This window comes from Cytobacillus sp. FSL R7-0680, from assembly GCF_038009245.1.
Classification (GTDB): domain Bacteria; phylum Bacillota; class Bacilli; order Bacillales; family Cytobacillaceae; genus Cytobacillus; species Cytobacillus kochii.
In genome coordinates this window covers 130,539-157,070 of the sequence record NZ_JBBPAO010000002.1, presented here as the reverse complement: position 1 = coordinate 157,070, position 26,532 = coordinate 130,539, and the positions used below count along the sequence as shown (strand labels likewise).

General features: G+C 37.1%; 31 protein-coding genes. 27 read left to right on the top strand and 4 right to left on the bottom strand.

Annotated features, from left to right (window positions below):
• Positions 1 to 20 precede the first annotated feature (20 nt).
• The 4 genes from MKY26_RS22900 to MKY26_RS22885 all read left to right on the top strand — a co-directional run bounded on the left by MKY26_RS22900 (position 21) and on the right by MKY26_RS22885 (position 3,562).
• The gene (locus tag MKY26_RS22900) at positions 21 to 1,142 is read left to right on the top strand and encodes a BclA C-terminal domain-containing protein (RefSeq protein ID WP_445293146.1); all 1,122 of its coding nucleotides are present in this window, start codon (positions 21 to 23) and stop codon (positions 1,140 to 1,142) included.
• A gap of 389 nt (positions 1,143 to 1,531) precedes the next feature.
• On the top strand, positions 1,532 to 1,738 hold the full coding sequence (locus tag MKY26_RS22895) for a hypothetical protein (protein WP_095370375.1): 207 nt from the start codon (positions 1,532 to 1,534) through the stop codon (positions 1,736 to 1,738).
• Between the two features lie 8 nt (positions 1,739 to 1,746).
• The gene (locus MKY26_RS22890; protein WP_341099326.1) at positions 1,747 to 3,000 is read left to right on the top strand and encodes an acyl-CoA thioesterase/bile acid-CoA:amino acid N-acyltransferase family protein; all 1,254 of its coding nucleotides are present in this window, start codon (positions 1,747 to 1,749) and stop codon (positions 2,998 to 3,000) included.
• 151 nt (positions 3,001 to 3,151) lie between these two features.
• Positions 3,152 to 3,562 carry a hypothetical protein gene (locus MKY26_RS22885; protein WP_341099325.1) on the top strand — a complete coding sequence of 137 codons (411 nt, stop codon included), beginning with the start codon at positions 3,152 to 3,154 and terminating at the stop codon, positions 3,560 to 3,562.
• 102 nt (positions 3,563 to 3,664) lie between these two features.
• Here MKY26_RS22885 and MKY26_RS22880 read toward each other — a convergent pair whose 3' ends face one another.
• Positions 3,665 to 4,480, bottom strand: coding sequence for an STAS domain-containing protein (locus MKY26_RS22880; protein WP_340978105.1), 816 nt, complete (start codon positions 4,478 to 4,480; stop codon positions 3,665 to 3,667).
• Between the two features lie 170 nt (positions 4,481 to 4,650).
• Here MKY26_RS22880 and MKY26_RS22875 point away from each other — a divergent pair, with 170 nt between their 5' ends.
• Both MKY26_RS22875 and MKY26_RS22870 read left to right on the top strand, forming a co-directional pair.
• Positions 4,651 to 4,971: a hypothetical protein gene (locus MKY26_RS22875; protein WP_095370371.1), complete on the top strand. Its 321-nt coding sequence runs from the start codon at positions 4,651 to 4,653 to the stop codon at positions 4,969 to 4,971.
• Complete coding sequence (locus MKY26_RS22870; protein ID WP_322909945.1) at positions 4,958 to 5,596, top strand: O-methyltransferase; 639 nt, start codon at positions 4,958 to 4,960, stop codon at positions 5,594 to 5,596. The genes MKY26_RS22875 and MKY26_RS22870 overlap by 14 nt, the downstream gene beginning before the upstream one ends.
• A 61-nt stretch (positions 5,597 to 5,657) precedes the next feature.
• Here MKY26_RS22870 and MKY26_RS22865 read toward each other — a convergent pair whose 3' ends face one another.
• Positions 5,658 to 6,038 carry a hypothetical protein gene (locus MKY26_RS22865; RefSeq protein WP_095370369.1) on the bottom strand — a complete coding sequence of 127 codons (381 nt, stop codon included), beginning with the start codon at positions 6,036 to 6,038 and terminating at the stop codon, positions 5,658 to 5,660.
• A gap of 251 nt (positions 6,039 to 6,289) precedes the next feature.
• On the opposite strand from MKY26_RS22865, the gene MKY26_RS22860 reads away from it, so the two are divergent.
• From MKY26_RS22860 to MKY26_RS22810, 11 genes are all read left to right on the top strand, one after another.
• Positions 6,290 to 6,853, top strand: a complete 564-nt coding sequence (locus MKY26_RS22860) for a DNA-3-methyladenine glycosylase I (RefSeq protein WP_322909946.1) — start codon at positions 6,290 to 6,292, stop codon at positions 6,851 to 6,853.
• Between the two features lie 690 nt (positions 6,854 to 7,543).
• Positions 7,544 to 8,428 carry an AraC family transcriptional regulator gene (locus MKY26_RS22855; RefSeq protein WP_095370367.1) on the top strand — a complete coding sequence of 295 codons (885 nt, stop codon included), beginning with the start codon at positions 7,544 to 7,546 and terminating at the stop codon, positions 8,426 to 8,428.
• A 425-nt stretch (positions 8,429 to 8,853) separates the two neighbouring features.
• Positions 8,854 to 9,477: a M15 family metallopeptidase gene (locus MKY26_RS22850; protein WP_341099323.1), complete on the top strand. Its 624-nt coding sequence runs from the start codon at positions 8,854 to 8,856 to the stop codon at positions 9,475 to 9,477.
• Positions 9,478 to 9,551: 74 nt separating this feature from the next.
• On the top strand, positions 9,552 to 9,809 hold the full coding sequence (locus MKY26_RS22845) for a metal-sensitive transcriptional regulator (protein WP_095370364.1): 258 nt from the start codon (positions 9,552 to 9,554) through the stop codon (positions 9,807 to 9,809).
• A 78-nt stretch (positions 9,810 to 9,887) separates the two neighbouring features.
• A complete protein-coding gene (locus MKY26_RS22840) occupies positions 9,888 to 10,115 on the top strand; it encodes a sulfurtransferase TusA family protein (RefSeq protein WP_095370363.1) in 228 nt (75 codons plus the stop codon).
• 13 nt (positions 10,116 to 10,128) lie between these two features.
• Complete coding sequence (locus MKY26_RS22835; RefSeq protein WP_095370362.1) at positions 10,129 to 10,608, top strand: DsrE/DsrF/DrsH-like family protein; 480 nt, start codon at positions 10,129 to 10,131, stop codon at positions 10,606 to 10,608.
• Between the two features lie 18 nt (positions 10,609 to 10,626).
• Positions 10,627 to 10,983, top strand: coding sequence for a rhodanese-like domain-containing protein (locus MKY26_RS22830; protein WP_095370361.1), 357 nt, complete (start codon positions 10,627 to 10,629; stop codon positions 10,981 to 10,983).
• A gap of 15 nt (positions 10,984 to 10,998) precedes the next feature.
• Positions 10,999 to 11,295: a rhodanese-like domain-containing protein gene (locus MKY26_RS22825; RefSeq protein ID WP_328199645.1), complete on the top strand. Its 297-nt coding sequence runs from the start codon at positions 10,999 to 11,001 to the stop codon at positions 11,293 to 11,295.
• 52 nt (positions 11,296 to 11,347) lie between these two features.
• Positions 11,348 to 11,917 carry a sulfurtransferase TusA family protein gene (locus MKY26_RS22820; RefSeq protein ID WP_095370359.1) on the top strand — a complete coding sequence of 190 codons (570 nt, stop codon included), beginning with the start codon at positions 11,348 to 11,350 and terminating at the stop codon, positions 11,915 to 11,917.
• Positions 11,918 to 11,987: 70 nt separating this feature from the next.
• On the top strand, positions 11,988 to 13,115 hold the full coding sequence (locus MKY26_RS22815; RefSeq protein WP_095370358.1) for an MBL fold metallo-hydrolase: 1,128 nt from the start codon (positions 11,988 to 11,990) through the stop codon (positions 13,113 to 13,115).
• Positions 13,116 to 13,183: 68 nt separating this feature from the next.
• Positions 13,184 to 13,960 (top strand): sulfite exporter TauE/SafE family protein, encoded by a 777-nt coding sequence (locus MKY26_RS22810; protein WP_095370357.1) that lies wholly within the window; start codon positions 13,184 to 13,186, stop codon positions 13,958 to 13,960.
• Positions 13,961 to 14,389: 429 nt separating this feature from the next.
• Here MKY26_RS22810 and MKY26_RS22805 read toward each other — a convergent pair whose 3' ends face one another.
• Entirely contained in the window at positions 14,390 to 15,277 is an 888-nt protein-coding gene (locus MKY26_RS22805) for a carbohydrate kinase family protein (RefSeq protein WP_341099321.1), read from the bottom strand.
• A 309-nt stretch (positions 15,278 to 15,586) separates the two neighbouring features.
• Between MKY26_RS22805 and MKY26_RS22800 the strand changes: the two genes are divergently transcribed.
• From MKY26_RS22800 to MKY26_RS22780, 5 genes are all read left to right on the top strand, one after another.
• Positions 15,587 to 16,681, top strand: coding sequence for an iron-containing alcohol dehydrogenase family protein (locus MKY26_RS22800; protein WP_095370355.1), 1,095 nt, complete (start codon positions 15,587 to 15,589; stop codon positions 16,679 to 16,681).
• Between the two features lie 29 nt (positions 16,682 to 16,710).
• Complete coding sequence (locus MKY26_RS22795; RefSeq protein ID WP_341099319.1) at positions 16,711 to 17,700, top strand: ABC transporter substrate-binding protein; 990 nt, start codon at positions 16,711 to 16,713, stop codon at positions 17,698 to 17,700.
• A gap of 111 nt (positions 17,701 to 17,811) precedes the next feature.
• Complete coding sequence (locus MKY26_RS22790; protein ID WP_095370353.1) at positions 17,812 to 18,609, top strand: ABC transporter permease; 798 nt, start codon at positions 17,812 to 17,814, stop codon at positions 18,607 to 18,609.
• A 1-nt stretch (position 18,610) separates the two neighbouring features.
• A complete protein-coding gene (locus MKY26_RS22785; protein ID WP_341099316.1) occupies positions 18,611 to 19,387 on the top strand; it encodes an ABC transporter ATP-binding protein in 777 nt (258 codons plus the stop codon).
• Between the two features lie 35 nt (positions 19,388 to 19,422).
• Positions 19,423 to 20,619 (top strand): aminotransferase-like domain-containing protein, encoded by a 1,197-nt coding sequence (locus MKY26_RS22780; protein ID WP_341099314.1) that lies wholly within the window; start codon positions 19,423 to 19,425, stop codon positions 20,617 to 20,619.
• Positions 20,620 to 20,681: 62 nt separating this feature from the next.
• Here the strand turns inward: MKY26_RS22780 and MKY26_RS22775 are convergent, their stop codons facing one another.
• The gene (locus tag MKY26_RS22775) at positions 20,682 to 21,701 is read right to left on the bottom strand and encodes a beta-carotene 15,15'-monooxygenase (RefSeq protein WP_341099312.1); all 1,020 of its coding nucleotides are present in this window, start codon (positions 21,699 to 21,701) and stop codon (positions 20,682 to 20,684) included.
• 403 nt (positions 21,702 to 22,104) lie between these two features.
• On the opposite strand from MKY26_RS22775, the gene MKY26_RS22770 reads away from it, so the two are divergent.
• The 5 genes from MKY26_RS22770 (at position 22,105) to hisD (ending at position 26,518) form a co-directional block, all read left to right on the top strand.
• Positions 22,105 to 22,983: a helix-turn-helix domain-containing protein gene (locus tag MKY26_RS22770; RefSeq protein ID WP_307317190.1), complete on the top strand. Its 879-nt coding sequence runs from the start codon at positions 22,105 to 22,107 to the stop codon at positions 22,981 to 22,983.
• 100 nt (positions 22,984 to 23,083) lie between these two features.
• A complete protein-coding gene (locus MKY26_RS23425) occupies positions 23,084 to 23,272 on the top strand; it encodes a cysteine-rich CWC family protein (protein ID WP_095370348.1) in 189 nt (62 codons plus the stop codon).
• An 81-nt stretch (positions 23,273 to 23,353) separates the two neighbouring features.
• Positions 23,354 to 23,896 (top strand): signal peptidase I, encoded by a 543-nt coding sequence (gene lepB / locus MKY26_RS22765; RefSeq protein ID WP_095370347.1) that lies wholly within the window; start codon positions 23,354 to 23,356, stop codon positions 23,894 to 23,896.
• Positions 23,897 to 24,041: 145 nt separating this feature from the next.
• Entirely contained in the window at positions 24,042 to 25,025 is a 984-nt protein-coding gene (locus MKY26_RS22760) for a LacI family DNA-binding transcriptional regulator (protein ID WP_095370346.1), read from the top strand.
• A 209-nt stretch (positions 25,026 to 25,234) separates the two neighbouring features.
• The gene (gene hisD / locus MKY26_RS22755; RefSeq protein WP_307317310.1) at positions 25,235 to 26,518 is read left to right on the top strand and encodes a histidinol dehydrogenase; all 1,284 of its coding nucleotides are present in this window, start codon (positions 25,235 to 25,237) and stop codon (positions 26,516 to 26,518) included.
• Positions 26,519 to 26,532: the final 14 nt, after the last annotated feature.

The following is a 26,532-nucleotide window of genomic DNA, read 5'->3' as shown; positions in this document are numbered from 1 at the left end:
AAAAAAAGGGAGGTTTCATCGTGTTAGTTAGTAGAGAGAAAAAGAAATATTGTCGTAAATGTAATAAAAGATATTACTCCCATTGTGATAACTGTAATATATGTTGTCCTGGTACAATCATTATCGGTATGACTGGTGTAACGGGTCCAACCGGTCCAGTTGGAATAGGAGTAACCGGTTTAACTGGTCCAACAGGCCCCACTGGTCCGGCAGGAATAGGAGTAACCGGTCCAACTGGACCATCAGGAGGACCTCCAGGACCAACAGGAGTCACAGGTCCCACTGGTCCATTCGGTGGTCCTACCGGTCCTACTGGTCCCACCGGTCCAGCAGGAGGACCTCCGGGACCAACAGGAGCAACCGGCCCGATTGGTCCCACAGGACAAACGGGTCCAACAGGTCCGACAGGAATAGGAATTACAGGCCCCACAGGACCATCAGGCGGCCCTGCTGGTCCAACAGGTGTTACAGGTCCCACCGGCCCAGCGGGAGGTCCCACCGGTCCGACGGGTGCAACCGGTCCAGCGGGAGGCCCACCAGGTCCGACAGGAGCAACAGGTCCCATAGGTCCAACGGGCCCCACTGGTCCAACAGGAATAGGCATACAAGGTCCGACGGGTGCAACTGGTCCAAGTGGTGGAGGTGGTGGAAATTTCCTTCAAACATTAACAATGGGTAGCATCAATGCAGAATTACCATTTAACGCAGGTGGAGGGAACTTTCAGGCAGTCGGTGCATTAGTATTTAATCAAACAGAGCAAACGGTATCAGAACTTTCCTGCTATATTGTTCAAGATGGGAACGTAACAGGCGATTTTCAAATGGCTATCTTAAGTCCTGTGGGTAATAATAATGCAACCGTAATAGCGGTCACACCTCTTGTTACTACAATTACACCAGGAGTATTCAACTTACCACTCGTTTCACCAGTCACATTACTAGCAGAAGAACAATACTATTTAGCTGTATATAATCAAGTAAATGGATGTAATATTGGTGCTGAAACGGCAGGTTATGCGAGTACACAAGATGCACCATCAATTAATTTCAGAGCACAAAATTTGCAGGGGTTTTTTATTGGCCAAAACATTAATACAAGTGATGTAAGTCTGCAACTATCGCCATGGGTTGCAGCTCAATAAAGAAATGATGAATGGAACAATTATATGCTATGAATTCAAAGAACAAAGCTAAGATAGTCTTTGTTCTTTTCTTAATTACCATCTCACCTAAGGGTTGCAGCTCAACTTGGATATTTCCCTATAGAACTCTTTTTCTTAATAATAGAATAACCCCCACTATATAAGGCAAGCAATCCCTTATACTTCACACGGCATCGATACCAATTTAGCACTCAAAAGTTAGAATTATTACATTATTTTCCATTATTAATTTAATAGAAGTAAAAAACTATGGTTTATTTGTAAAAAAAATACAAAAAAGTAAATTGTGATATATAATATAGTTATCTGAAAAACCTTCTAAAGAGAGAATGACAAAGGAAAGAAATACAAATGGAGGTGTATTTTTAATGGAGAATATCATACCCATTGCGATTATATTCCTTGTATTTGGTATTAGTTTATATATGGTATATTGGGGAATTTCGCAGCTTTATCGGCTGTTTTTTCAACCAAAAGTACAAGATCAGCAGAAATTGCTGACGGAGATAGCAGAGCTAAAAGAAATGGTCCGTTCAATTGAAAGAGAAATGAAGCAACAAAATATCGAAAAGTAGGTTAAGAGATGACTATTATTCATGAAAAAAACAATCGCTGGATTTCAATGATTGCTGAGCCACTCCATTTAAGCTTCTATCCCTTACAAAGTGGTAAGCGGTATAAAGTAGAGCTTATTAGGCATTCAGTAACGAAGAATAAGTTCATTAAAAGAATTTCTTATGCTCAATTTATTGCAGATGAACATGGGAAAATTGACTTAGCAACCGCAAAGCCATATGAAGGCACTTATACCGAAACGGACGCAATGGGTCTTTTTTGGTCGCTGCAAATAGAAGAACAAACAGAAAATAAAGGCGAGCCGTACATAAGATTAAATCCTCATGAATATGAAATTGCTCTTTATAGAAATAATATTTGTTTAGATAAGAAAATAATAATGAAGAAATGGTATAAAGATGAAAAAGTGGATAGTATCCCAATCAATGGTGATGGCTTGATCGGGAGGTATTATTATCATCGGGATCATAAAGTAAGACCTTCCCTTATAGTCGTTTCAGGTTCTGAAGGGGGGACAAACGATTTTGCTGCAAGTGCATTAACTGCATATGGTTTTAACACATTGGCTTTAGCTTATTTTGGTGAAGAAGGGTTAAATGATAGATTGGTAGAGGTCCCTCTAGAACTCATTGAAAATGCAATTATTTGGTTGACAAATAGAAGGGATGCTCACCCGAACTGGATAGGAATCCATGGAACATCAAGAGGTGGTGAACTAGCTTTATGGTCGGCTGTCTTGTTTGATGAAATCACAGCAGCTGTCTCTCTTAATGGTTCAGCCGTTTCTTTTGCAGGCATTGTGCCATGGTCTGAAGAAAGAACGTTACCGCCTGCTTGGAATTTTCGCGGACAAGCCTTACCCTATGCCTCTAAAGAAAACCCTGTAGAGGTAGCGTCTTACTGTAGGGCACGATGGATGAAAGGAGGGAATCCATTATCGTACTGGTACGATTGTTTGTATGAACTCAATAAAGCCATTATCCCTATTGAAGAAACCAAAAAGGAATTCTTATTGATATCTGGAAAAGAAGACGCTAATTTTCGTTCTTCTGTTTTTCATGATGTTTGTACACATGAACATATTCAAAAACATTTTTATGAAGCCGCAGGCCATGAAATTGGAATACCGTATTTACCGATTGTAGCCAATGGCTTTACCGGTGGTACAAAAGCACAAACAGCAAAAGCGAGCGTGCATTCATGGAAAGAAACAATCGATTTTCTTAGGAGAAGTTTCGCGAAAAAACTGGGAGATGAATGATCAATATGGTTTGTCGGTTTGAGTTGGATTAGCTAGTGCCTAATGGGTTGGAATCCTTATGTATTTATTGTATTAGAAATATTATTTATTGAAATTCGATAAAAATATTGCTAATATACAGTTATATATTTACAGAAAAGGAGTGCAATTCTTGCAGAACTTTTTCCGCATAAATGTCATTAGCATCTGTTTAGCTCTTATATTTTATCTTCCAATAACACTTATGGCAAACGTTCATCGATTTGCACGGTTATCAGGTTTTGAAACTGGAACAGTGAATATCATTATTATAAGTGCTATTTTGATCGGCTTTATTGCTATCACAGTATGGCTTATTTTTCTTATTCTTCAATGGTTTGAAAAGAGAAAGATTCATTATTGGTCGCTACTCTTATGGCTTCCTTATCTAGTTGTTTTCTCTTATGTAAACAGCGTCTTGTTTCCTATTACCTATCCTGGAGACAGCCCTAATCCCTCTACAGGATTATTTATTCTTGCAGGCTTTTTTGTCTATCCAATATACATATTTTCTCTTAATTCTGTTGCTTGGATGAGGGACTAGAGTTAATCAATTGTTTTTGGGGAGTGAAATAATGTGTCAGAGATTTTTATACACATTTATAAAAGAAGGAGGTGGCCAAAGCTGGCCCCTTCTTTTTCTCATTTATTGGATTTCCTTTACAGCGAGGTGAAGACTAGAGTAGGTTTTTACTTTAAAACTAACGCCAAGTGAAACCATTGTCTGAGCGATTTCTGGGCGAATACCCGAGATTTTCGCTGAAATGCCGACTAATTGAAGTGCTTCAATTACATCGAATAATTGCTTGGCGACCATCGTGTCAATAATGGGTACGCCTGATAAATCAAAGATGATATGCTCTAATTCAAGATTAGAAGCAGACGTTATTGAGACATGCATCAGTTTTTGTGCACGATTTGTATCCATAATACCAATCAAAGGGATGACCCCGAGTTTTTCTGTAATTCTTACAATGGGAATTGAAAGTTCTTCGGCTGCAGTTTCTGCACTAAGGATTCGCTGATTAAACTGTTTCGAGTAAGACATACTCAGCCAATAAACAGCACGATCTACTACAGCATCAAATTTTGAAATGATATCGTAAAATACATCAATACTTAGAGCGAAATCATTGGCCGTTTTCTTGATGATTTCACCGATCAGTGATCGATAGTATCTTACTTCCTCAATTGCAGTTTCAAGATTCAAGTTAAGATTTGCCCATAAATTAACCGTTTCTTTTCCCCATTCTTGTAAGGTTTCAAACGTGTGCTCTTCGGATGTTGAGATAGATTGAGCATAAATATTTATTAACTTTTCTCGCCAAAGTTTGATATCCACTTGTGTTTTCTTTGTATAGGATTGATTAGCTGCTATATGTCGCTTTTCTGCTAATAAAGGTTTTTGAGTAATGATTCTTTCAGTTATTTGCTGTAAATGTTCTTCTATTTGTATTGTCAATAGTCACAGCCTCCAATTTATGTCACTTTTAATGGTAGCATGTGTGAGAGGGATGACTCAAGAAAAAGGCAAGTGAACATTCACTAGCTACTAACAGTCACCCATATAATCTAGATTGACTTAATTGTATACGTTTGTATACAATTGTAATGTACGAAGGAGGTGAGATAATGAAAGATAAACAAAGTGAATTCGAGGATCATCCTAGAGGTGAGCGAAGGGGCAAAAGAAACCGCCCGCATAAAGAGGGGGCTAAAACATTTCGTAGAGGACGAGCGCTCACTTTTTTAGAGAGCTTAAGGCTCAAGGAATCGATTTTGAAGAAACAATTAACATCACCAGAATTGCAGACCATTAACCCTATATTAGTGGGAGAGTTGAGAGCAATAGATATGATTATTGAAGAATACATCCATCATTTTCATTTGAACGAATTAGCGAGAGAGTCAGAACTGAATACGGATAAGGGGGATGAGCATGAAACAAATTAATCGATATATTGATAAGGTGTTTTATCAATACGATGAGCTCCTAGAGGAGGTACTTCAATCAATTAATGAAAATGGAATGAGAGCCATTTCTGTCTCTCCTTCTACCGGGAAGCTTTTAACATTGCTCGTATCAACATCAGGAGCAAAGAATGTTCTAGAAATTGGTGCGCTCGGTGGATACAGTGGCATTTGTTTAGCACGAGGATTTGGGAAGTCGGGAGAACTAACATCTTTAGAAATAAAAGAAAGCTATGCCGAACTAGCTTCAGGCAATTTAGCTAAAGCGGGGTTTAATGAGCAAGTATCTTATATCGTAGGTCCAGCTCTTACAAGTTTAGCAGTACTTGAAGAGGAACGGAGACAATTTGATTTCTTCTTTATTGATGCCGATAAAGAAAACTATGAAAATTATTTAATTGCTTGTATTAAGCTTGCAAAGGATGGTGCATTAATCGTCTGTGATAATGTACTTGCAAATGGAAGTGTAGCGGATGAAAGTAGTGAACCTAAACGTTATACAGAAAATATGAAGAGATTTAATCAAATAGTCGCTAGTCATCCTCAACTAGAGTCTACTTTAATTCCAATAGGAGATGGTTTAACCATTTCAAGGGTGAAAAGATAACCCATAGATAAAAGTGCTCACCAGCTTCTTACCTCGTAAGCCGGCGCGCACTTTTTGCTTATTAATCGTAAAAAATTAAATGAATATTACTACTGGTACGAGATTTAGCGAAAAATTCTGCTTCATTTCCTCCGTCAACAAATTTACCGATACTACGGAAAATCCCGCATTCTCCCCTTGCAATATTGCGATAGCCGACATAATCATTATAGCTTTCGGGATCGTACTCCCATAACTCTACTTTCACTTTTCCTTTTGGACCAACATAGTTATCACGGCAAATCATATAGTCGCCACCAGTAGAAGCATAAATTTCACTTTCTGCTCCGTTACTTGATAAACTCTGTTCACCTAAATAATCCCATCCACTACTAGCCGTAGCAGTAATAGGGATAAGACAAATAACTAATAATGCACATAGAGAAGCTTTTACTTTACTCATCGCCATTCCTCTTTTCTGTTCGAATTGTAAAATAATTTCCTGTTTATCCTATCAGTATTTTATGGTAAATATGCCGAATCGTATGTTATCATGCTTGCTTTATCGATTAGGATGAGCTCCCTAACCTTACGCCTCTTTTGATTGAGGGTATAAAGTTGGAATTATATTTTAGTAAAATAATCTTGTCTTTCTTATACATGCAATGACCATTAAACAATGTTATAGTCAAAGAAAAAAAGTGAGGCATATATATGTATAGATGTTCTTGGTCAAATAGCAATCAATTAATGCAGACTTATCATGATAAGGAATGGGGTATTCCTAGTAAAGATGATCGCTATTTGTTTGAAATGCTTTCATTGGAAGGTGCTCAGGCAGGTCTATCTTGGCAGATTGTTCTATCTAAAAGAGCTAACTACCATGAGGCGTTCCATAATTTTGATATTGAATATTGTGCAAGTTTAACAGACGCCGACCTATTAGCCATTAAAGAGAACCACGGTGTGATTAAGCATTTAGCCAAACTACAATCAGTTAGAAATAATGCTCGCGTTTTATTGGAAGTTCAAAAAACATACGGCAGCTTTGCAGCGTACATTTGGAGCTATGTAGATCATATACCTTATCAGAATGAGTGGAAATCCGAAGATCAAGTCCCTGCTCAAACGGAATTATCTAGCCAGATAAGTAAAGATTTAAAAAAGAAGGGATTTAAATTTGTAGGTCCTGTAACCATATATAGTTTTATGCAGGCTGTGGGAATGGTTAATGATCATGTGACTAATTGTATATGCTACGAATCAGTAGGAAAATAAAGGGATGGCGACTGTCATTCCTTTTCTCATTTATAACAATAAAAGTAAAGCTATTTAAGTGGTAACCTTAACGAAAATTTAAACCAATCAGCTCATTCTATATTTATTATTGCTACTGAATTAATCAGGAATAGGAGTTCAAAATTAGGCATGTAATTAGAAAATCCATCTTCTTGATAGTAGCAAAGAATAATCGTAAACAAGTTTGCTTGAACGAATAACAACAGATATATAAGAATATAAATTCCGTATTCATTCAAGCAACGAGGAAACTAAGATGTAATAAAACGTCTTTCATATGAAAAAAAGGTAGAGAAAGGACAAAACTACTTAAGAGTGAGTGTAAGATATTCTATTTTAATAGCTCTTCCAAGCACGTTCATATTTCTCGATTAAGGTTGGATGGATCAAGGTATTCACTTCCGGCTCAATAGGCATGCCTTTACTATCTATCATTTTCTCATCGATATCTTTTCCGAATACAGTGAGTCCTTCTAATATCTCATTCGTAAAAACTTTGTCTCAACAGAAATATCGACATCTTCAAGTGAGATGGGCTTCCGCTTAGCTAGGACAAATCCCCAATCGCCAAAACTTGGAGGATAACTTCTTCCCGATAATATTAGTGCAAGAATTGTCGGACTCTTACTTAGTATCTGTTGCTATTCTATATTTATGGGAGGTCAGATAATGAATCAAATGAAAGGGTTAAATGATGCTCTAGCTTACATCGAAAAAAATTTAACTGAACAAATGAATGAAAAAGAGATGGCTAGGGTAGCTGGGTGTTCACTTTATCATTTTAAAAGAACTTTTTCTTTCTTAGCGGGTATGCCCTTATCTGAGTATATAAGAAAAAGACGTTTAACATTAGCAGCAATAGATATACAAGATCATGTGAATCTGAAAGTAATAGATATCGCTGTAAAATATGGATATCGTTCCGCTGATGCCTTTTCTAGAGCATTTTATTCATTTCATGGAGTTACTCCAAGAATGGTAAGACATAATCAACATGTTTTAAAAGTTTTTCCTAAGATGACCTTCCAATTAATCATACAGGGAGGAGTAGAAATGGATTATCATATCGTAAAAAAAGAGGCTTTTTGGATTATCGGATTACAAAAAAGAGTACCAATTGTATTTAAGGGTGTAAATCCAGCAATTAAAGAAATGTGGCATCAACTAGATGAGAAAAAGATTCAACAGCTATTAACATTATCAAATGTTGAACCAAATGGCATCATCCAAGCCTCAACCAATTTTTCTGAAGGAAGAATGGAAGAAAAAGGAGAGCTCGATCATTATATTGGTGTTGCTTCTATCTCAAATAAAGTGGAAGGATATTCAGCACTTGAAGTGCCAGCTATGGAATGGGCAATTTTTGAAACAATCGGCCCATTTCCAAAGACATTGCAAGAAGCTTGGGGAAGAATATACGCAGAATGGTTTCCTTCAACTAACTACCAACAACTTGAAGGACCTGAAATTGTCTCTATCCAAACTAAAGACTTATCTGCTGATCAAGTGAAAACAGCTATTTGGATACCAGTGACACAGAACAGTTCTGTGTAATATATTCAAGAAAAACGATCACATAGTATCAGAAAGATGAAGCTGGCACATGTGAAAAATCTCTGGTTAATGTTTCAGTAAATGTTGGAGCCAATGAGGAAAGAAAATGAAATGACTAGAAAGGGTAATGGCGATAAGTAACGAATAAATAAATGATAAAACATCCAGAATGAAAATCAGCAGGATGAGATGGAAAATTTTGAAAAAGGAAATAGGAAAAACAAATACAACTGAGTGGAAAGTCAACCAGATCACACCCCAAAAATAAGTAGGGAATAGTCAAGCAAAGTGTGTATGTCCTAATTTACTTTTGGTAAATTAGGACATGAATCTTTGAGATGCTTAAAGATGACTTTTAAGAATAACAGAGACGAGAAGCTACTAAATTAAATATAGAAAATGGCGTGAAAAGAGGTGAACAAAGAATGACCGAACGAATGGTGCCGCTCTCTCGTTTATCGGAAAGAATTAAAATTGAACCGTACTACTACAAAATGGGACTAAACGGTACTCATAACGAATGCTATGTGAGAAGTGAGGTTGCTACTCAACTTTTGAAAGTAGTTACTTTTCTACCGGAAGGAATCGGGGTTAACGTATGGGATGGATGGCGCTCTTTTGAAACACAGCTTGCCATTTATGAAGCAACAAAGAAGGAGTTAATGCTAAAGGGGTTTCAAGGTGTTTCTTTAGAAAGGGAACTAGCAAAATATGTGGCTAAGCCTACAAAAGATGTTGATCACCCTTCTCCGCATTTAAGTGGTGGAGCAGTTGACCTTACCTTATTTGATGGCAATGGGCTCTTACCAATGGGAAGTGAATTTGATGAATTTCATGAAAGGTCGCAGTTAGATTATTTTGAGGAAAAAAAACCATTGACCTCGCTCGAAAATATTTACCTAGCCAATAGAAAACTATTAAAAAGAACGATGTTGAATGCTGGTTTCATCTCGAATATAGATGAGTGGTGGCATTATGAATATGGAACAAAAAGCTGGGCAAATAAGGTTGGAGTAAAACAATATTTTAGAGGGATATTAGAAATTTAATATTTTCTTTTTACTTCCATTTGACATTATACCTATAGGGGTATATGATGGTTGTTGTAAGGAGGGAGGCATTAATGAAATATAATCGACAAATGATCAACCGTGTAAAACGAATGGAAGGACAATTACGCGGTATCGTAAAAATGATGGAAGATAATAAAGATTGTCGGGAAATTGTAACACAACTCTCAGCTGTTCGTTCTGCAGCAGATCGGACGATTGGTTTAATCGTCAGCAATAATTTAGTTGAATGCGTACTAAATGGGACTGAAGGATCAAGTAATGAAGAAATGGTAAAAGAGGCTGTATCGATGTTAGTAAAAAGTAGATAGAGTTCTCTTGACAATATATTTTTTTATCTTTTATTATACCTATAGGGGTATATGTATATCAAAAAGGAGGAAATAATAATGAATGCAAACAAAGTATTAGATGCCAAAGGGCTCGCGTGTCCAATGCCGATTGTGAAAACGAAAAAGGCAATGAATGACATGCAAAGTGGTGAGGTTTTAGAAATTCACGCAACAGATAAAGGAGCAAAAAGTGATCTAACAGCATGGGCTAAATCTGGTGGCCATGAATTAGTTGATCATACTGAAGAAAATAATGTTTTTAAATTCTGGATTAAAAAAGGGTAAGAAGGAGGCTATTATGGTAGAAAAGAAAAAAACAACTATTATCTTATTTAGTGGGGACTATGATAAAGCTATGGCGGCTTACATTATTGCTAATGGTGCAGCAGCTTACGATCATGAAGTAACAATTTTTCACACTTTTTGGGGACTAAATGCTTTAAGAAAAGAAGAGTTAGTACCAGTAAAAAAAGGTTTTATGGAAAAGATGTTTGCAAAAATGATGCCTAGAGGTGCCGATAACATGGGGCTATCTAATATGCACTTTGCAGGTATGGGCCCAAAATTAATTAAAAATGTGATGAAAAAACATAATGCAGTCCCTCTCCCTAATTTAATTGAAATGGCACAAGAACAAGATATCAAACTGGTTGCTTGTACAATGACAATGGATTTGTTGGGGTTACAACAGGAGGAACTATTAGACGGTATTGAGTATGCAGGTGTAGCTGCTTATTTAGCAGATGCTGAAGATGGGAATGTGAATTTATTTATCTAATCAATAGGGGGATATGAAATGGAAATGATCAATTATGTCCTTTTATTCTTTATTACTGCCTTTTTTCTTACACGTTTTATATCAGTGAAAGGAATAAAGCAGATTTCAACTGCCGATTTACGAATGGTGCTAAAAGATAAGGAAAAACAGTTTGTTGATGTTCGAACTCATTCAGAGTTTAAAGGTAGGTCTATTCCTTCTTTCCAAAACATTCCGTTGCAGCAATTGAAGGATCAAGCAGAGAATTTAAACAAAGACAAAGAAGTAGTAGTCATTTGTCAAAGTGGTTTGAGGAGTATGCAAGCAGCGAAACAATTGAAGAAACTAGGGTATACAAAAATCACAAATATAAAAGGCGGGATGAATGCCTGGTAAGAGAGGAGTTTTATTATGATTCAAGTATCACCAGAAAGTGTCAAAGACCTCTTGCAAAACAACTATGATGTGAGCATTGTGGATGTAAGAGAAGTGGAAGAAGTAGAACAAGGAAAAATTCCATCAGCCATTCATATACCATTACGATTATTAGAGTTCAGAATGCATGAATTAGATAAATCAAAAGATTATATAATGGTTTGTCGTTCAGGGGCAAGAAGTGGGCAAGCAACAGCTTTATTAGAACAACATGGTTATCGTGTGAAGAACATGTCAGGTGGAATGCTCGCATGGGATGGCAAGGTAGTATAATTTTTTTTACATTTAAATATACCCATATAGGTATATAAGGAGGGCCAAAGAGATGAATGAAGTGAAAGCAAATCAAACAGTCGACGCAAAAGGGTTAGCTTGTCCGATGCCAATTGTCCGGACAAAAAAGGCCATGAAGGAATTAGAGGCAGGGCAAGTAATGGAAATTCTAGCAACTGACAAAGGGTCTAAAGCTGACCTCAAAGCTTGGTCTGAAAGTACAGGACATCAATATCTAGGTACTGTAGAGGAAGGGGAAGTACTAAAGCATTATGTTCGTAAGGCTTCTGATTATGAGGAACAACCAGAACGGCACCATCCACATGTCATTAAGAATGATGAGCTGAAAGAGAAAATCGCTAACGGGGAGTCTATACAGATTCTAGATGTTCGAGAAGAAGCGGAGTATGCTTTTGGTCACATACCTGGCGCGTTATCTGTACCTTTTGGACGTTTGCAGCAAGAACTAAATAAACTTAATCAAGATGAGCCTATTTATGTTATTTGTCGTACCGGTAACCGAAGTGATATGGCAGCACAACTTTTAGAAAGTAAGGAATTTAAAGCAGTCAATGTTGTGCCAGGTATGAATAGTTGGAATGGGAAAGTGGAAGGAATTTAAAAATAATAAATGAAAATATGGTTGTAGCACAAAAAATTTTGAAATAATAAATACCATTGGGGGTATAATGATGTCTTTTAATAAAATGAAAGCAAGTGAATTAACAACGATGGTAGTAAATAAAGAGCCATTATTTATTCTAGATGTTCGTAATGAAGCTGATTTTCAAGATTGGAAGGTAGAAGGTCATGATTTTAACTATTTGAATATACCTTACTTTGACCTATTAGACGGTGTAGAAGGAATCATTGAGCAGCTGCCTAAAGATCAAGCTATCTTAGTTGTATGTGCGAAAGAAGGCTCTTCTATCATGGTGGCGGAGATGCTATCAGATGAAGGGTTGGAGGTCAGTTATTTAGAAGGTGGAATGAAAGCGTGGAGTGAGCATTTAGAGCCTGTTAAAGTAGGGGAATTGAGTACAGGAGGAGAAATGTATCAATTCGTCCGTATGGGTAAAGGCTGTCTATCTTATATGGTCATTTCAGATGGTGAAGCAGCAATTATCGATGCTACGAGAATGATAGATGTATATCTTGATTTTGCCAAAGAAAAAAAGGTGAAAATTACGCATGTTTTTGATACGCATTTACATGCAGACCATATTTCTGGCGGACGTGACATCGCAGCAAAGATGGACGCTGTTTATTGGTTACCACCTAAAGATGCAGGGGAAGTAACATTCAATTATGCCAAACTAGAAGATGGTAGTGAAGTGAAAATTGGGGAAACATCTATCAATATTCATGCCCTTTATTCACCGGGACATACCATTGGCTCGACTTCATTTGTCGTAGATGAACGGTATTTATTAACAGGCGATATATTGTTTATTGATTCTATCGGTAGACCCGATTTAGCTGGGCTTGCAGATGACTGGGTTGGAGATTTACGTGAGAGTTTATATAAGCGATATAAACAACTATCAAGTGAACTCATCGTTTTACCTGCCCATTTTATGATGATTGATGAATTGAATGATGATGGCAGTGTTGCCAAAAAATTAGGTGTTCTTTTTAAACAGAACCATGGGTTAAATATTGAGGACGAAAGTGAATTTAGAAAGATTGTCACTGAAAATCTCCCACCGCAACCCAATGCGTATCAAGAAATACGTCAAACAAATATGGGGAAAATCACTCCAGATAATGATAAACAAAGAGAGATGGAGATTGGACCCAATCGCTGTGCGGTGAGATAAAGAAATATTCATATAGAGGGACCGGAGATTGGTCCCTTTTTTAGGTCAGCTTTAAGGAGATGAGCATAATGGATTTAGCATTTATTGTGACGATATTTTTAATTGGTTTTATTGGCTCTTACTTATCAGGATTACTGGGTATCGGTGGTTCTATCATTAAATATCCGATGCTATTATATATTCCACCATTACTAGGTGTCGCGACTTTTACTGCGCATGAAGTGTCAGGTATTAGTGCTGTCCAGGTTTTCTTCGCTACGATTGGCGGGGTTTGGGCATATCGTAAAGGTGGATATTTGAATAAAACATTAATCATTTATATGGGGGCTAGTATTTTAATAGGTAGTTTTATAGGCGGTTATGGATCGAAGCTCATGTCAGAAGGTGGCATTAATCTCGTATACGGTATACTAGCTTTAATTGCTGCAGTCATGATGTTTATACCTAAAAAGGGATTAGATGATATCCCATTTGATCAAGTGACTTTTAATAAATGGTTAGCGGCAGCTCTTGCGCTTGTCGTCGGTGTGGCAGCAGGGATTGTTGGGGCTGCAGGTGCCTTTTTATTAGTCCCGATTATGTTAACCGTATTAAGAATCCCAACAAAAATGACGATTGCTTCTTCTCTTGCTATTACCTTAATATCATCCATTGGTGCAACTGTTGGAAAAGTCACTACTGGGCAAGTTGACTATTATCCGGCAATCATCATGGTTATTGCTAGTTTAATTGCTTCACCTTTAGGTGCAATGGCAGGTAAAAAAATGAATACGAAAGTGCTGCAAATGATTCTCGCATTATTAATACTAGCTACAGCTGTGAAAATATGGGTAGATATATTTTGAAAGGTAGTAATGAGCCGATGAATCACTGCTTTCAGAATGATACGAAATTGAGTAGGGAATCGCCGCATTTGAAGCAAAAGTAGAAGCTGAGCGCGGCGCAATTTGAGTAGATAACGAACTAATGCTTCATCCATTATTAAACATGTCATTTCATACCATGGAAGCCTCCCATATATAATCATCCCGAAAGTTTCTAAAGGTAAAGGTTCATGAACCGTTTGAAAGGATACTTTTTCCGAGCTAGAACCTTCAACGTGAGCTAAAAGATTTTGGATTTATATAAAGGGAAGGTTGTTGCATTTGTAAATGTTGGGATGAAGTGAAAATAGTCGCTATCCTAAACCATCATCCCAAGTTCAATATAAATGAAGAGGCATTACCCACTCTGCCTCAGCTTATGATTGTCTTTGCTTTAAAAGAGTAGACTATTTAATAAGCACCGAAAATAGAAACAGCATGTGCTCCTTCTGTATTTGCTCGAAGGAGTACATGTTTCCATTCCAGCTCGTTTGATGGAATCCCGTGATAATAAATATCGTGCAAAATACTTGATAAGAAGGCATCTCCTGCTCCAGTTGTGTCAACAACATCTACGGTAGGTGCTTCAACGGTTATACTCTTCTCTTTATGAAGTAATGTTGCACCTAAACGACCCCTAGTAATCAGTATCCACTGATTAGACCATGAAGAAAGCTGTTGTAATGCTGTTCTATAATCTTTGGCTTTACAAAGAAATAGCAGCTCTTCCTCCGTCATTTTAATTAGATCTGCCTCTTTTAAAAAGGAATTGATTGTCTTTCTACAATCTGATTCATTCTTCCATCTCTTTAAACGGATATTTGCATCCATGACGATGAAATGCTGATATTTCTTTGCTAATTCAAGTGCTTTCAAGCTTGTCTTCTTTGCGATGTCATGAAAAAGCGTCCCGGAACCGAAATAGGAGATATGCGTTTTTTGATAGATGCTTTCATTCAACTCGTCTGCTTCTAACCATATATGAGGGGTGTCATTTTCGTAAGATTGAAATTCACGCTCTCCATCCTCTTGCACAATTGATACTATACATAACTTTTTATTAACTGAAGTAATGGTACCAGACAGATTGATACCTTCATCTTCTAATTGCTGTTTGGCATATTGACTATGCTCATTAGTACCTATTTTTGTCATATAAAAGGTAGGAACACTTTTCCTAGCTAGACGGATGGCTACATTAGCGGTTGCTCCTCCTACTTTCATGAATGATTGGCTATTAGGTGAAATAATGCGATCCATGATTACTTCACCGAAAGAAATCACACCTTTACTTTTCACAAACAGGTCTCCCATCGTTGTTGATAAGGCTGATTATACTATAACTTTGTATTTATCTCTGCCTTCCAAGCTGCTAAATGTCCTCCACTTTTTCCACAAACCATTCGTTTTTATTTTCAAAAAGTTATCTTTATAAGAACTTAGAAAAAACACTTTATTTATATTAATTAAAAACTGACTGGTACAACAAATTATATCAGGGTAAAATCACAATTTTTCATTGACAGCTTAGGTGGAAAGTCGTATATTGATTAAATAAAATTAATAAATATTCATATCTATGCAATTGGATAGAAAGGGTTCTTTCTAATGAAAATAACAGTAGGTACACCGGAGTATATAAGAGAGCCAAACGCACTTATGAAAATTGGCAGTAATGTAAAGAAATTTGGAGAAAAAGTCGTCCTTATTGGTGGGATAAAGAGTCGTGAAATAGTGGAAAGTCATATAAGAGACAGTTTCAATAATGAGGGAATGACACTGGATGCTTCCATTTGGTACGGTGGAGAATCTTCTAGAGAAAATGTTGAGAGATTAATAGAAGAACTCAGTACAATCGATTATGATGTCATCCTTGTATGTGGTGGAGGGAAAGCGATTGATACTGTTAAGGCAGTAGCCGCACACGTAAATAAACCTCTTGTTGCAATCCCGACGATTGCAGCAACATGCGCAGCAACGACTCCTATTTGGATTACATATAGTGAACAAGGTGAATTTCTTGCCATCAGTCGAGATGCGAAGGTACCAGAAATGGTTGTTGTTGACTCAACAGTTATTTTGCACTCGCCTGTTCGATATCTGATTGCTGGAATTGGTGATACGTTAGCTAAGTGGTTCGAAACGAAGACTTCAGTTAAAAAAGCAACACCAAATGCAAGGAATCAAACAGCGATTGCTATTGCTAATCAGTTATACAAAACGATGTTAGCAATCGGTGAGCAATCAGTTACATCTATGAAAAATAAGGAATTGTCAACTGAGCTTGAAGATATGATTGATGCGATTCTGTTAATTAGTGGAAGTGTAAGTGGGTACGGCGGTGATGATTGTCGAACTGCAGGTGCGCATGCCATTTACTCTGGGTTGACGATATTCCCAGAAATACATGAAACGTATCATGGTGAAATTGTTGCTTTTGGTATTTTATCGATGCTAGCAATGGAAAATGAAGAAGAAAGCGAAATCAAAGAGTTAATTGCTTACTATCAAAAAGTGAATCTACCATATACACTACAGCAAATGAATGTGCCTGAATTGTCTGAATCACAGTGGCAGGAACTTGGAGACGTTTCAGTGACTATTGAAGATATGGAGAATATGCCATTTGCGGTGACACCAGATATGGTTATCACAGCTGTCAAGCAAGCAGATGAATACGGAAAAGACATGTTAAAAAAATAAATAGAATGGTTAATGGAGGAAAATAAGTCATGAAAAAATGGTTTTTAGCAATTACAATGATGGTCCTTGCTGTAACATTAGCTGCTTGCGGCGGATCTGGTGAATCTGAAGAGGGTTCTGGCGAAAACAAAGAACCATTAAAAGTTACTTTACCAACATGGACAGGTTATGGACCGCTATTTTTAGCAAAAGAAAAAGGCTATTTTGAAGAGAATGGAATAGATGTTGAACTTTCAATTGTTGAAGGTCTTGGAGAAAGAAAACAAGCCCTAGCAAGCGGACAAATCGATGGAATGGCAACTGCACTTGATGTGCAAGTATCATTAGCTGCATCAGATATTCCTTTAAATGTGGTATGGTTATTGGATGATTCTTACGGTGGAGACGGTATTTTAGTCAAAGATGATATTAAAGAAATCAGTGACTTAAAAGGCAAGCAAGTTGCTTTTGAAGTCGGGTCTACAAGTCATATGTTAGCTTTAACCGCACTAAAAGATGGAGGCTTAACTGAAAAAGATGTTGAAGTTGTACCAATGTCTGCTGGGGATGCAGGAGCAGCATTTGCAGCTGGTAAAGTAGACGCAGCAGTTACATGGGAGCCTTGGTTATCTAACGGTTCTGAAGCGAACGGTAAAGTATTACTAACAACGAAAGATCTTCCTGGTATTATTGTTGATACAGTTAGTTTCACGGAAAAAGTCATTGAAGAGCGTCCTGAAGATGTACAAGCATTTGTAACAGCCATGGGTCAAGCAATGGACTACTGGAAAGAAAACGAAGATGAAGCGAATGAAATCATGGCAAAAGGCTTAAAAATTGATGTAGAAGAATTTGTTGCAACGGCAGAAGGATTAAAGTTCTTGGATAATGAGGCGAATAAGGAATTATTTGGTATAGAAGACGCTAAAGGCGGCATTTACCAATCGACTGAAAACGCGGCAAAGTTCTATAAAGAACAAGAGATTATTAAAGCTGAACCAGCAGCAGAAGATATTATTAACCCCACTTTTATCAAGTAATGATATGAATCATTTGGAGCCTAACCGCAAGCAGTCAGCGGTTAGGCTCAGGTTATTTTTATCTCTGGTAAATGGCTGAAGAAGGAAAAATTAGAAAATGGGTGAGAAAAAATGTTAGGAAAATTATTAACCCCGAATAAAGATATTCCAAAGTCCCTTTATTCATCAGTGGGCATTATCACTTTTCTTATTGTATTAGGAATATGGGCAGGTATTACTTATACTGGGCTCGTTAACCCGTTGTTTTTACCAACACCTACGGCGGTATTAACTACAGGCATAGATTTATTTACCAATGGAAATCTTCTTTCAGATATAGGCATTAGTTTTTCAAGAGTATTAGTCGGTTTCTTAGTGGCAGCCTTAATTGGTGTACCGCTTGGGATATTAATGGGTTCTTTAAAAATTATGCAAGGCGCATTTGAGCCACTCATTGGTTTTATTCGTTATATGCCAGCTTCAGCGTTTATTCCATTATTAATTTTATGGATTGGTCTTGGAGAAACGCAAAAAATGAGTGTTATCTTTCTCGGAACTTTCTTTCAATTAACGCTAATGATCATGGATGTAACAAAGAATGTGCATAATGATTTAATTGATGTTTCTTATACATTAGGTGCTTCTAAGTTACAAGTATTTACGAGAGTAATACTCCCGGCAACCATGCCTGGGATTGTTGATACATTAAGAATTACATTTGGATGGGCGTGGACTTATTTAGTTGTGGCAGAGATTGTTGGTGCTTCCAGTGGAATCGGCTATATGATTATGCAGGCATCAAGATTCCTACAACCTGATAAAATTATTGTTGGTATTTTGATTATTGGTTTATTAGGATTATTGACTGACCTCATCTTTAAATGGATTTACCGTAAATCTTTTTCATGGATGAGAAAGGAAGGATTGTAATATGACTACACCGAAGCTTGAAATTAAAGATGTGGATAAAATATTTAGAACAAAAAGCGGCGACACAACCGCACTACAAAAAACATCCTTTACCATTGATGATGGTGAATTTGTCACGATTCTTGGTCCCTCCGGTTGTGGTAAATCAACGGTATTAAGAATTGTTGCTGGTTTAGAAGAAGCGACAACTGGTGAGGTATTATTAGATGGCCAACCTATCGATGGGCCTGGCCCAGATAGGGGCATGGTATTCCAATCGTATACTCTATATCCTTGGTTGACGGTGAAAGAAAATATTTCTTTTGGCTTAAAATTAAAGGGAGCAAAACAAAAGGAAAGAGATGAACTCGCTCGCCATTATCTTCAATTAATTGGATTAGAGGGATTTGAGAATCATTATCCTGTTCAACTTTCTGGAGGGATGAAACAGCGTGTGGCCATCGCTCGTGCGTTAGCAAATGACCCGAAGGTATTATTGATGGATGAACCGTTTGGTGCACTTGATGCGCAAACAAGAAATATTATGCAAGAGGTTTTATTAAAGGCATGGGAAAAGTCGAAGAAAACGATTCTCTTTATTACGCATGATGTCGATGAATCAATTTTTCTAGCTGATTCGGTTTATGTAATGACAGCTAGACCAGGAAGGCTGAAGAAAAAGGTGCCGATTGATATTGCTAGACCAAGAGACTTTAGTGTGAAAGCGACAAATCAATTCGCACAATACAAAGAAGAACTGTTATCATTAATACGAGAAGAAAGCTTAAAATCTATTTAATTTTATAAATGAAAACAGAAAGGTGCTTGGTACAATTGAAGAGAGAAGCCTATTTCCCTGAGGTCGTTAAGCAGGCCCTCAGCAATATACCTCCAGGGTCATGGATGTCGGCAGTACCGGAAGGATGTATTCGCCTGAACTCAGGTTATCCGGCTGCTAACCTTGTTCCGTCAACTGAATTAAAGGAAGCTACAGACCGATTATTGACAGAAGAACAAGATTTGCCGCTTCACTATATTGGTAGTCCAAGAATTGATCAATTAAAAACACAATTGATTGAGCGTATGAACGAACGAAAGATGGAAGTGCAAGAGGATGAAGTACTTGTGACTTCAGGTGCTTGTCAGGCCATCGATCTTATTGCTCGTATTTTATTAGATGAAAATGCCTTCATTATCGTCGAGTCACCGACTTATATGGAGGCATTGGAAATCTTCCAAAATTACACGAAAAACATCATCACAATCCCTATTGATGCAGATGGTTTGGACACGAAACAATTGGAAGGTATATTAATCGAACGGACGAAGAAGGAAGAACCTCTTCCAAAGCTTCTCTATACAATTCCAACCTTCCAGAATCCAACAGGCACGACGTTATCTTTCGCTAGGCGGGAGAAATTAATCAAACTAGCAAAAGAGTATGATTTTCTCATTCTTGAAGATGATGCTTACGGGGAGCTTGCGTTTGGAGAGAGTCCAACAACATTAAAATCATTAGATGAAGAGGATCGTGTGTTTTATGTCGGCTCGCTATCGAAAATAGTCGCTCCAGGCATGCGTATTGGCTGGATCGCTGCACATAGTGAGTGGATAGAAGCGCTTTTCTGGTTCAAGAAGGATTTAGAGCATCCCTTTGCCCAGTCGTTAATGTCTGCTTATCTAGAAAAAGTGAATTTAGCCCATCGTTCTGTTTTACTAACAGAAAAATATGAAGAAAAAGCAGTCATTTTATACGAAGCATTGATTCATTTCATGCCTGAGGGTGTGAAATGGTACCGCCCAGAAGGTGGCTACTTTATGTGGATTGAAGTGCCTGGGGTCGATACAACGGCAATGCTTGCGAAAGCGAAAAAAGCAGGCGTAGCATACGTACCTGGCCAATACTTCTTCTTACACCAAGATGAAGGCAAAAGCTTCTTACGTTTATCATTTAGCTATGCGAGTAAAGAGGAAATTAAAAAGGGAATCGAAATTCTAAGTCATGTAGTGGCAGAAGAGATCAATAAATAAGCTAGGAGCGTGCACAATCCTGAGGTGCACGCTCTTTTTAGGTTTGTAGGTGGGAAGGTGATTTATAAAGTGAGCCACTCTTTCAACTGTAAAGGAGAATCAGAGCGAATCGCTACTTTTTTATAGGCTTTCTTAAATCCCATAAAATAAGTTACATGAACAGGTTCCTTTAGTTCTAGAATGATATCTGGGTACACTTTTTCTAAATCTCTAGTCATAAATTCAACGGTATCCTTTGATAATTTCCCTTGAAGTAATGATTTTTCCTCCATCAGTGTTTTAATATTTTCAATTGGAATAACCACTCGTTTCACTAATCCGAGTGATAGGTATAGAGTACCGTTTTGATAATAAATAGGGTTTAATTTCATTGCTTGTATGTCACCAATGAAAAAAATAACAGCATACACATTGCTGATAAATAGGATCATTGATAAAACGATAGAATATTGATGGATTAACCAATGAATCGCGATAGTTTCAATGAGGATGGCATGGATAAGCATTATCTGAAAAGCAATATAACTGGAGTTTTTATAAAGTGTTATTCCCTCTCGCGGTGTTTTTTTCCAACTAGCAAAAGCATAATAGAACATCAAACATTCCGAACAAACAATACGAATAATCTGATACTTCTTTGTGTAGTGATCAACAGCATTTGAATATGAGAACACAGTAGGTAATGAGCTTTGTTTTACTTCCTTAATAATTTTTGGCATATACTTTATAAAGGTTACAATAAGTAAAAGTTCTAAAGAAATAAATATACCCTCGATTAAAATAACGCCCCATACAAAAGAGGAATATGGCGCCAGCAATTCCGCTGGTATAATCAATCTTGCCAAAAGGCAGCCACTCGCACAAAGTAACAATGCAGATTTTAAAGAAAACTTCCCTTTATATAACATGGAAAATAATGGCGAAATGATCATGAAGTCAATCAATGAACCTAAAACAACGTCTTGCGCATTTGCCGGTAGAATCAATGCACCAACTGAGGTCTGATATAGAAGGGTATTGAAAAAGAGAACCGCCATTAATAAGAAAAGCCATAGATACTTCCCTTTGCTTATGGTTTTCATGTCTTATCACTCCCATTTAGTTAAATTATACCATATGAACAGAGAGGGCTTCCAAATAAAAAATGAAGTAAACTGATAGTAATAGCCCTCATGAGCAGGATAATTGAAGTACTGATTTGAAGGGAAAGTACAAAAGAAAACAGAGCCGTAAAATAAAGGACTAATCCTTTTGTCATTTAAAGTGTTTAATCAGAAGTCTTTGAGTTTCGCGTTTTCGGACGGGGAAGAACTTCTATAAAAGAAGTTCATATTGATTCTACTTTTTAAACATTTATTTACAATATATGAGCAACAAGTAACCATCGAATAAATTCCCCCTGTAGGATAATAATTAATTATTTTAGCAATCCCCATCAAAAAAACCTCAATCAACTATCGTAAAATAAAGGTGAGGTGAGTGAGAGTGCAGTATAGTGAAACGACGCAAAAAACAATTTGCTTTATAGAAACGCATCTACTAGATAAGATTCAACTTGATGATTTAACAAGGAATGTAGGGTATTCCAAGTTTCATCTAATAAGGGTATTCAAACAAGAAACAGGTCGGACAATTGGTGAATATATTCGTTTTCGTAGGCTTGCTTTAGCAGTGTCGTTATTAATAGAAAGTGATGAATCTATTCTTTCGATTGCTTTTTTGCTTCATTTTCAATCTCAAGAGGCTTTTACGAGAGCTTTTAAAGAGATTTATTCTCTACCACCGGGCAAGTACCGTAAGTTATTTAGTCTTATCCATTTAAAGGAGGAGAACAATAAGATGACGAAAGAAACAATTATTCATGGCTGGATATTAAGTGGAAGCGCCCCAGAACATTATCAAATGACATTGGATCAACAAACTTTCCATACTGGGCATCAATCTGCTCTACTTAAAAATATTAGTGATGTGAATAGCCAGCAATTCGCTACTATTATGCAACAGTTCCAAGCTGAGAAATATAGAGGGAAAAGACTGAAACTAACATGTTATATAAAGACGGAAGATGTAGAGAAATGTGGGGCTTGGATGAGAGTAGATGACAATAATGGTGATGTACTACAGTTCGATAATATGGATAATCGCCCCATTACGGGTACAAATGAGTGGAATCATTATACCATTGTATTAGATGTGCCTGAAGAGAGTATGTCCATTCATTTCGGGGTATTACTCATTGGAAAAGGGAAGGTCTGGATGGATGGGTTTCAATTAGTAGAAGTCAGTGAACATGTGCCAACAACGAACCTTTCTTTTCAAGAGAGTCTACCAAAAGAACCGCAAAATCTTGATTTTAGTGAATAGATGCTAAAGGAAAGGCTACATGCTTTTCCTATTTTTTCTGTGAACTTCATCTCCTGTTTATGCCATAATAAAAGCTGAGTAGTATTGGGTGAGAGGTGAAATGATGAATAAACAACAATGTCCAGTTTGCGGTGAGCAAAACAACTGTGGGCTTGAAGAGAGCAAGCTCAAGAATTGTTGGTGCTTCCATATTGGTGGTATCCCACAAACGCTCTTAGAATTAATTCCTCAGGAGAATAGGGGAAAAAGTTGTGTTTGTGAGAGATGTATAAGAAAATATAACAAGTGAGATGTATATATTTTACATTCGGGAGGAGTTTGCTCGCCTGATAGCGAATAGAAAATGGAGAAATATTAGGAGGTATTGTGTGTGCAAAAAGTCCGAACTGAAATGTTTGAGTGGATCAAAGCATTGATAATTGCACTAATTATTTCTTTTCTTATCCGTATTTTCATCTTTTCTCCTGTCGTTGTAGATGGGGCTTCAATGGAACCGACATTACATGACCAAAGCCGAGTTGTTATGAGTAAATTAGGTGAACCTGATCGCTTTGATATTGTAGTGTTTGATAGTGATGGAGAGCGTAATTTTATTAAAAGAGTAATTGGCCTGCCAGGAGATGAAATTACCTATGAAAATGATCATTTATACATAAATGGTAAGGAATACGATGAACCTTATTTAGATGAGTTAAAAGAAGCACTAGAAAGAGGCATGCTTACAGATGATTTTGAGCTCAAAGATACGAAAGTAAGTCAAACCGTTGTTCCTGAGGGGCATTATTTTGTATTAGGAGATAATCGAAAACGAAGTCTTGATAGTAGGGTCATAGGTGTCATCTCTGAAGAAAGAATCCTTGGGAAAGCCAAAGCGGTTATTTGGCCGATGGATCATATGGAGGTCGTTAAATAAGGGAGAAGGAAAAACCTAGTTTATTGATCCGCTAGGTTTTTTTCGTGAATAGAACTTTATTGATAACGTCATGTTAGGGTTCTAACATTCACTCGAAAAAATGTTAAACTATAACATATCAAAAGGATTAGGGGTCGAAAAAACAGTGAAAAGGATAGTATCGGCGATAGAAGTGGCGAGGTTGGCAAATGTTTCGCAGTCAACTGTATCAAGAGTATTTACTCCAGGTGCAAGTGTGTCCGAGAAGACAAGACAGCGAGTGCTTGAGGTGGCTGAGCAGTTAAACTATCAGCCGAATGCTCTTGCACGAAGTCTTATAACGAAACGAACAAATATGATTGGATTAGCAATGAAGGATATTCAAAACCCATTTTACCATGAAGTATTAGGGATTTTTACGAACAAGCTAAAAGCGAAGGGATATTCAGTTTTATTTGTCTATACAGAAAATGAAGAGATACAGCAAGAAGAAATCAATCACTTTCTTGAATATAATGTCGAGGGGATTATAATTACAGATGCAATGCTCTCATCTAACATCGTGACTAAACTAAAAAATAATCATATTCCCGTGACATTGTTTAATCGCTATGATAAGAATCTTGAGTGTAATTCTGTCAGTTGTGATAATATCAATGCAGCAAATGAAATAGCAAAATATGTCGATCACCTGTACTGTGAAAAAATCGTCTTTATTACAGGTAAAATAAATACATCAACTAGTCAGGAAAGACAAGAAGGTTTTGTTAATTACTTCAAAAACAAAGGAATCCCCGTCGAGATTCTTGAAGGTGACTATACATACGAGAGAGCCTTTTTCTTAACAAAAGAATTGATTGAAAAAGATTATGTACCAGATGTGATATTTGGGGCTAATGATATTACGGCATTAGGTGCTCTTGATGCATTGAAAAGCAAGGAAATAAAGGTGCCAGAACAGACAATGGTGATTGGTTTTGATGATATCAAAATGTCCTCTTGGCCTAATTATAATCTTTCTACATGGGTTCAACCTATTGAAGAGATGGTGGATGAAACCATTCGCCTTCTTGAACGAAATCAGCGGGAAACCGGACATAAGACAGTAAAGGTTCAAGGTAAGTTTATCCATCGTCAAACGACAAAATAAAAGAAGGAAAGTCCTTGCAGCCCAAGGATTTTTCTTTATGTAAAAATTTCTGAATATAGGAAAATAACAAAATATATATTTGACAAATGAAAACGCTTCATTTATCATCTATTTCATAACCTTTGCATACGTATGCAAAATGGAATGATATATTTTTTTGAATGCTTTTGCATACGTATGCAAAAATCCAGAAAGTGAGGAAATTAATGATGGTCATTTACCTAAAACGAGGAAAAGTAGAAGAGGATATTCAACAAGAAGATTTAAAAGTTTCTGAGATTGTAAGAAACACAATTAATAAAATTGAAAGAGAAGGGGATCAGGCTTTAAAAGAACTATCGGAAAAATTTGATAAATGGACTCCAGAAACTTTTCGTTTAAGTAAGCAACAAATAGAGGAGATTTGCGCTTCGATTCCTGAACAAACTATTTTAGATATTGAGTTTGCTCAAAATAACATTAGAAATTTTGCCGAAGAGCAAAGAAAATCAATGAAAGACATTGAAGTTGAAACAATGCCAGGTGTTATTTTAGGTCATAAGAATATTCCAGTTAATAGTGTAGGTTGTTATATTCCAGGTGGACGTTATCCAATGGTGGCTTCAGCACATATGAGTGTTTTAACTGCGAAAGTTGCTGGGGTAAAAAGGGTCATCGCTTGCACTCCTCCCATCAATGGTGAAATCCCTGCAGCAACTGTGTACGCTATGCATAAAGCAGGAGCAGATGAAATTTATATTTTAGGTGGCATCCAGGCAATGGCTGGTATGGCAATTGGCACGGAAACAATGGAAGCGGTTGATATGATTGTTGGTCCAGGAAATGCTTTTGTTGCAGAAGCCAAACGTCAATTATATGGTCGCGTGGGTATCGATTTATTCGCTGGACCTACGGAAACACTAGTCGTGGCTGATGAAACCAGCGATCCTGAAATGATTGCTACTGACTTATTAGGTCAAGGAGAGCATGGACCGACATCTCCAGGTGCATTAATAACTACCTCTAAAAAAATTGCAGAGGAAACAGTGAAAGAAATTGAACGCCAATTAAAGATATTACCGACTGCTGATGTAGCACGTGTTTCTTGGAATGATTATGGACAAATCCTTTTAGTTGAGGACGAACAGGAAGCTTTAAAAGAAGCAGATAGACTTGCATTTGAACATGTAGAGATATTAACGAAAAACCCAGACTTCTTTTTAGAGAATATGACGAATTATGGCTGCTTGTTCTTAGGACCAGAAACGAATGTAGCGTACGGTGATAAGGTGATTGGTACCAACCATACACTACCAACAAAAGGGGCAGCGAAGTATACTGGTGGCTTGTGGGTAGGAAAGTTTCTTAAAACAGTGACCTATCAGAAGGTAACATCAAAAGAACAAAGTGCCTATATTGGTGAATATGCTGCACGTTTATGTCAATTAGAGAATTTCGCAGGTCATGCAGAACAAGCTTTACTACGTGTGAGAAGATACGGAAATCAACAGTAAATGAGCTTTTAACT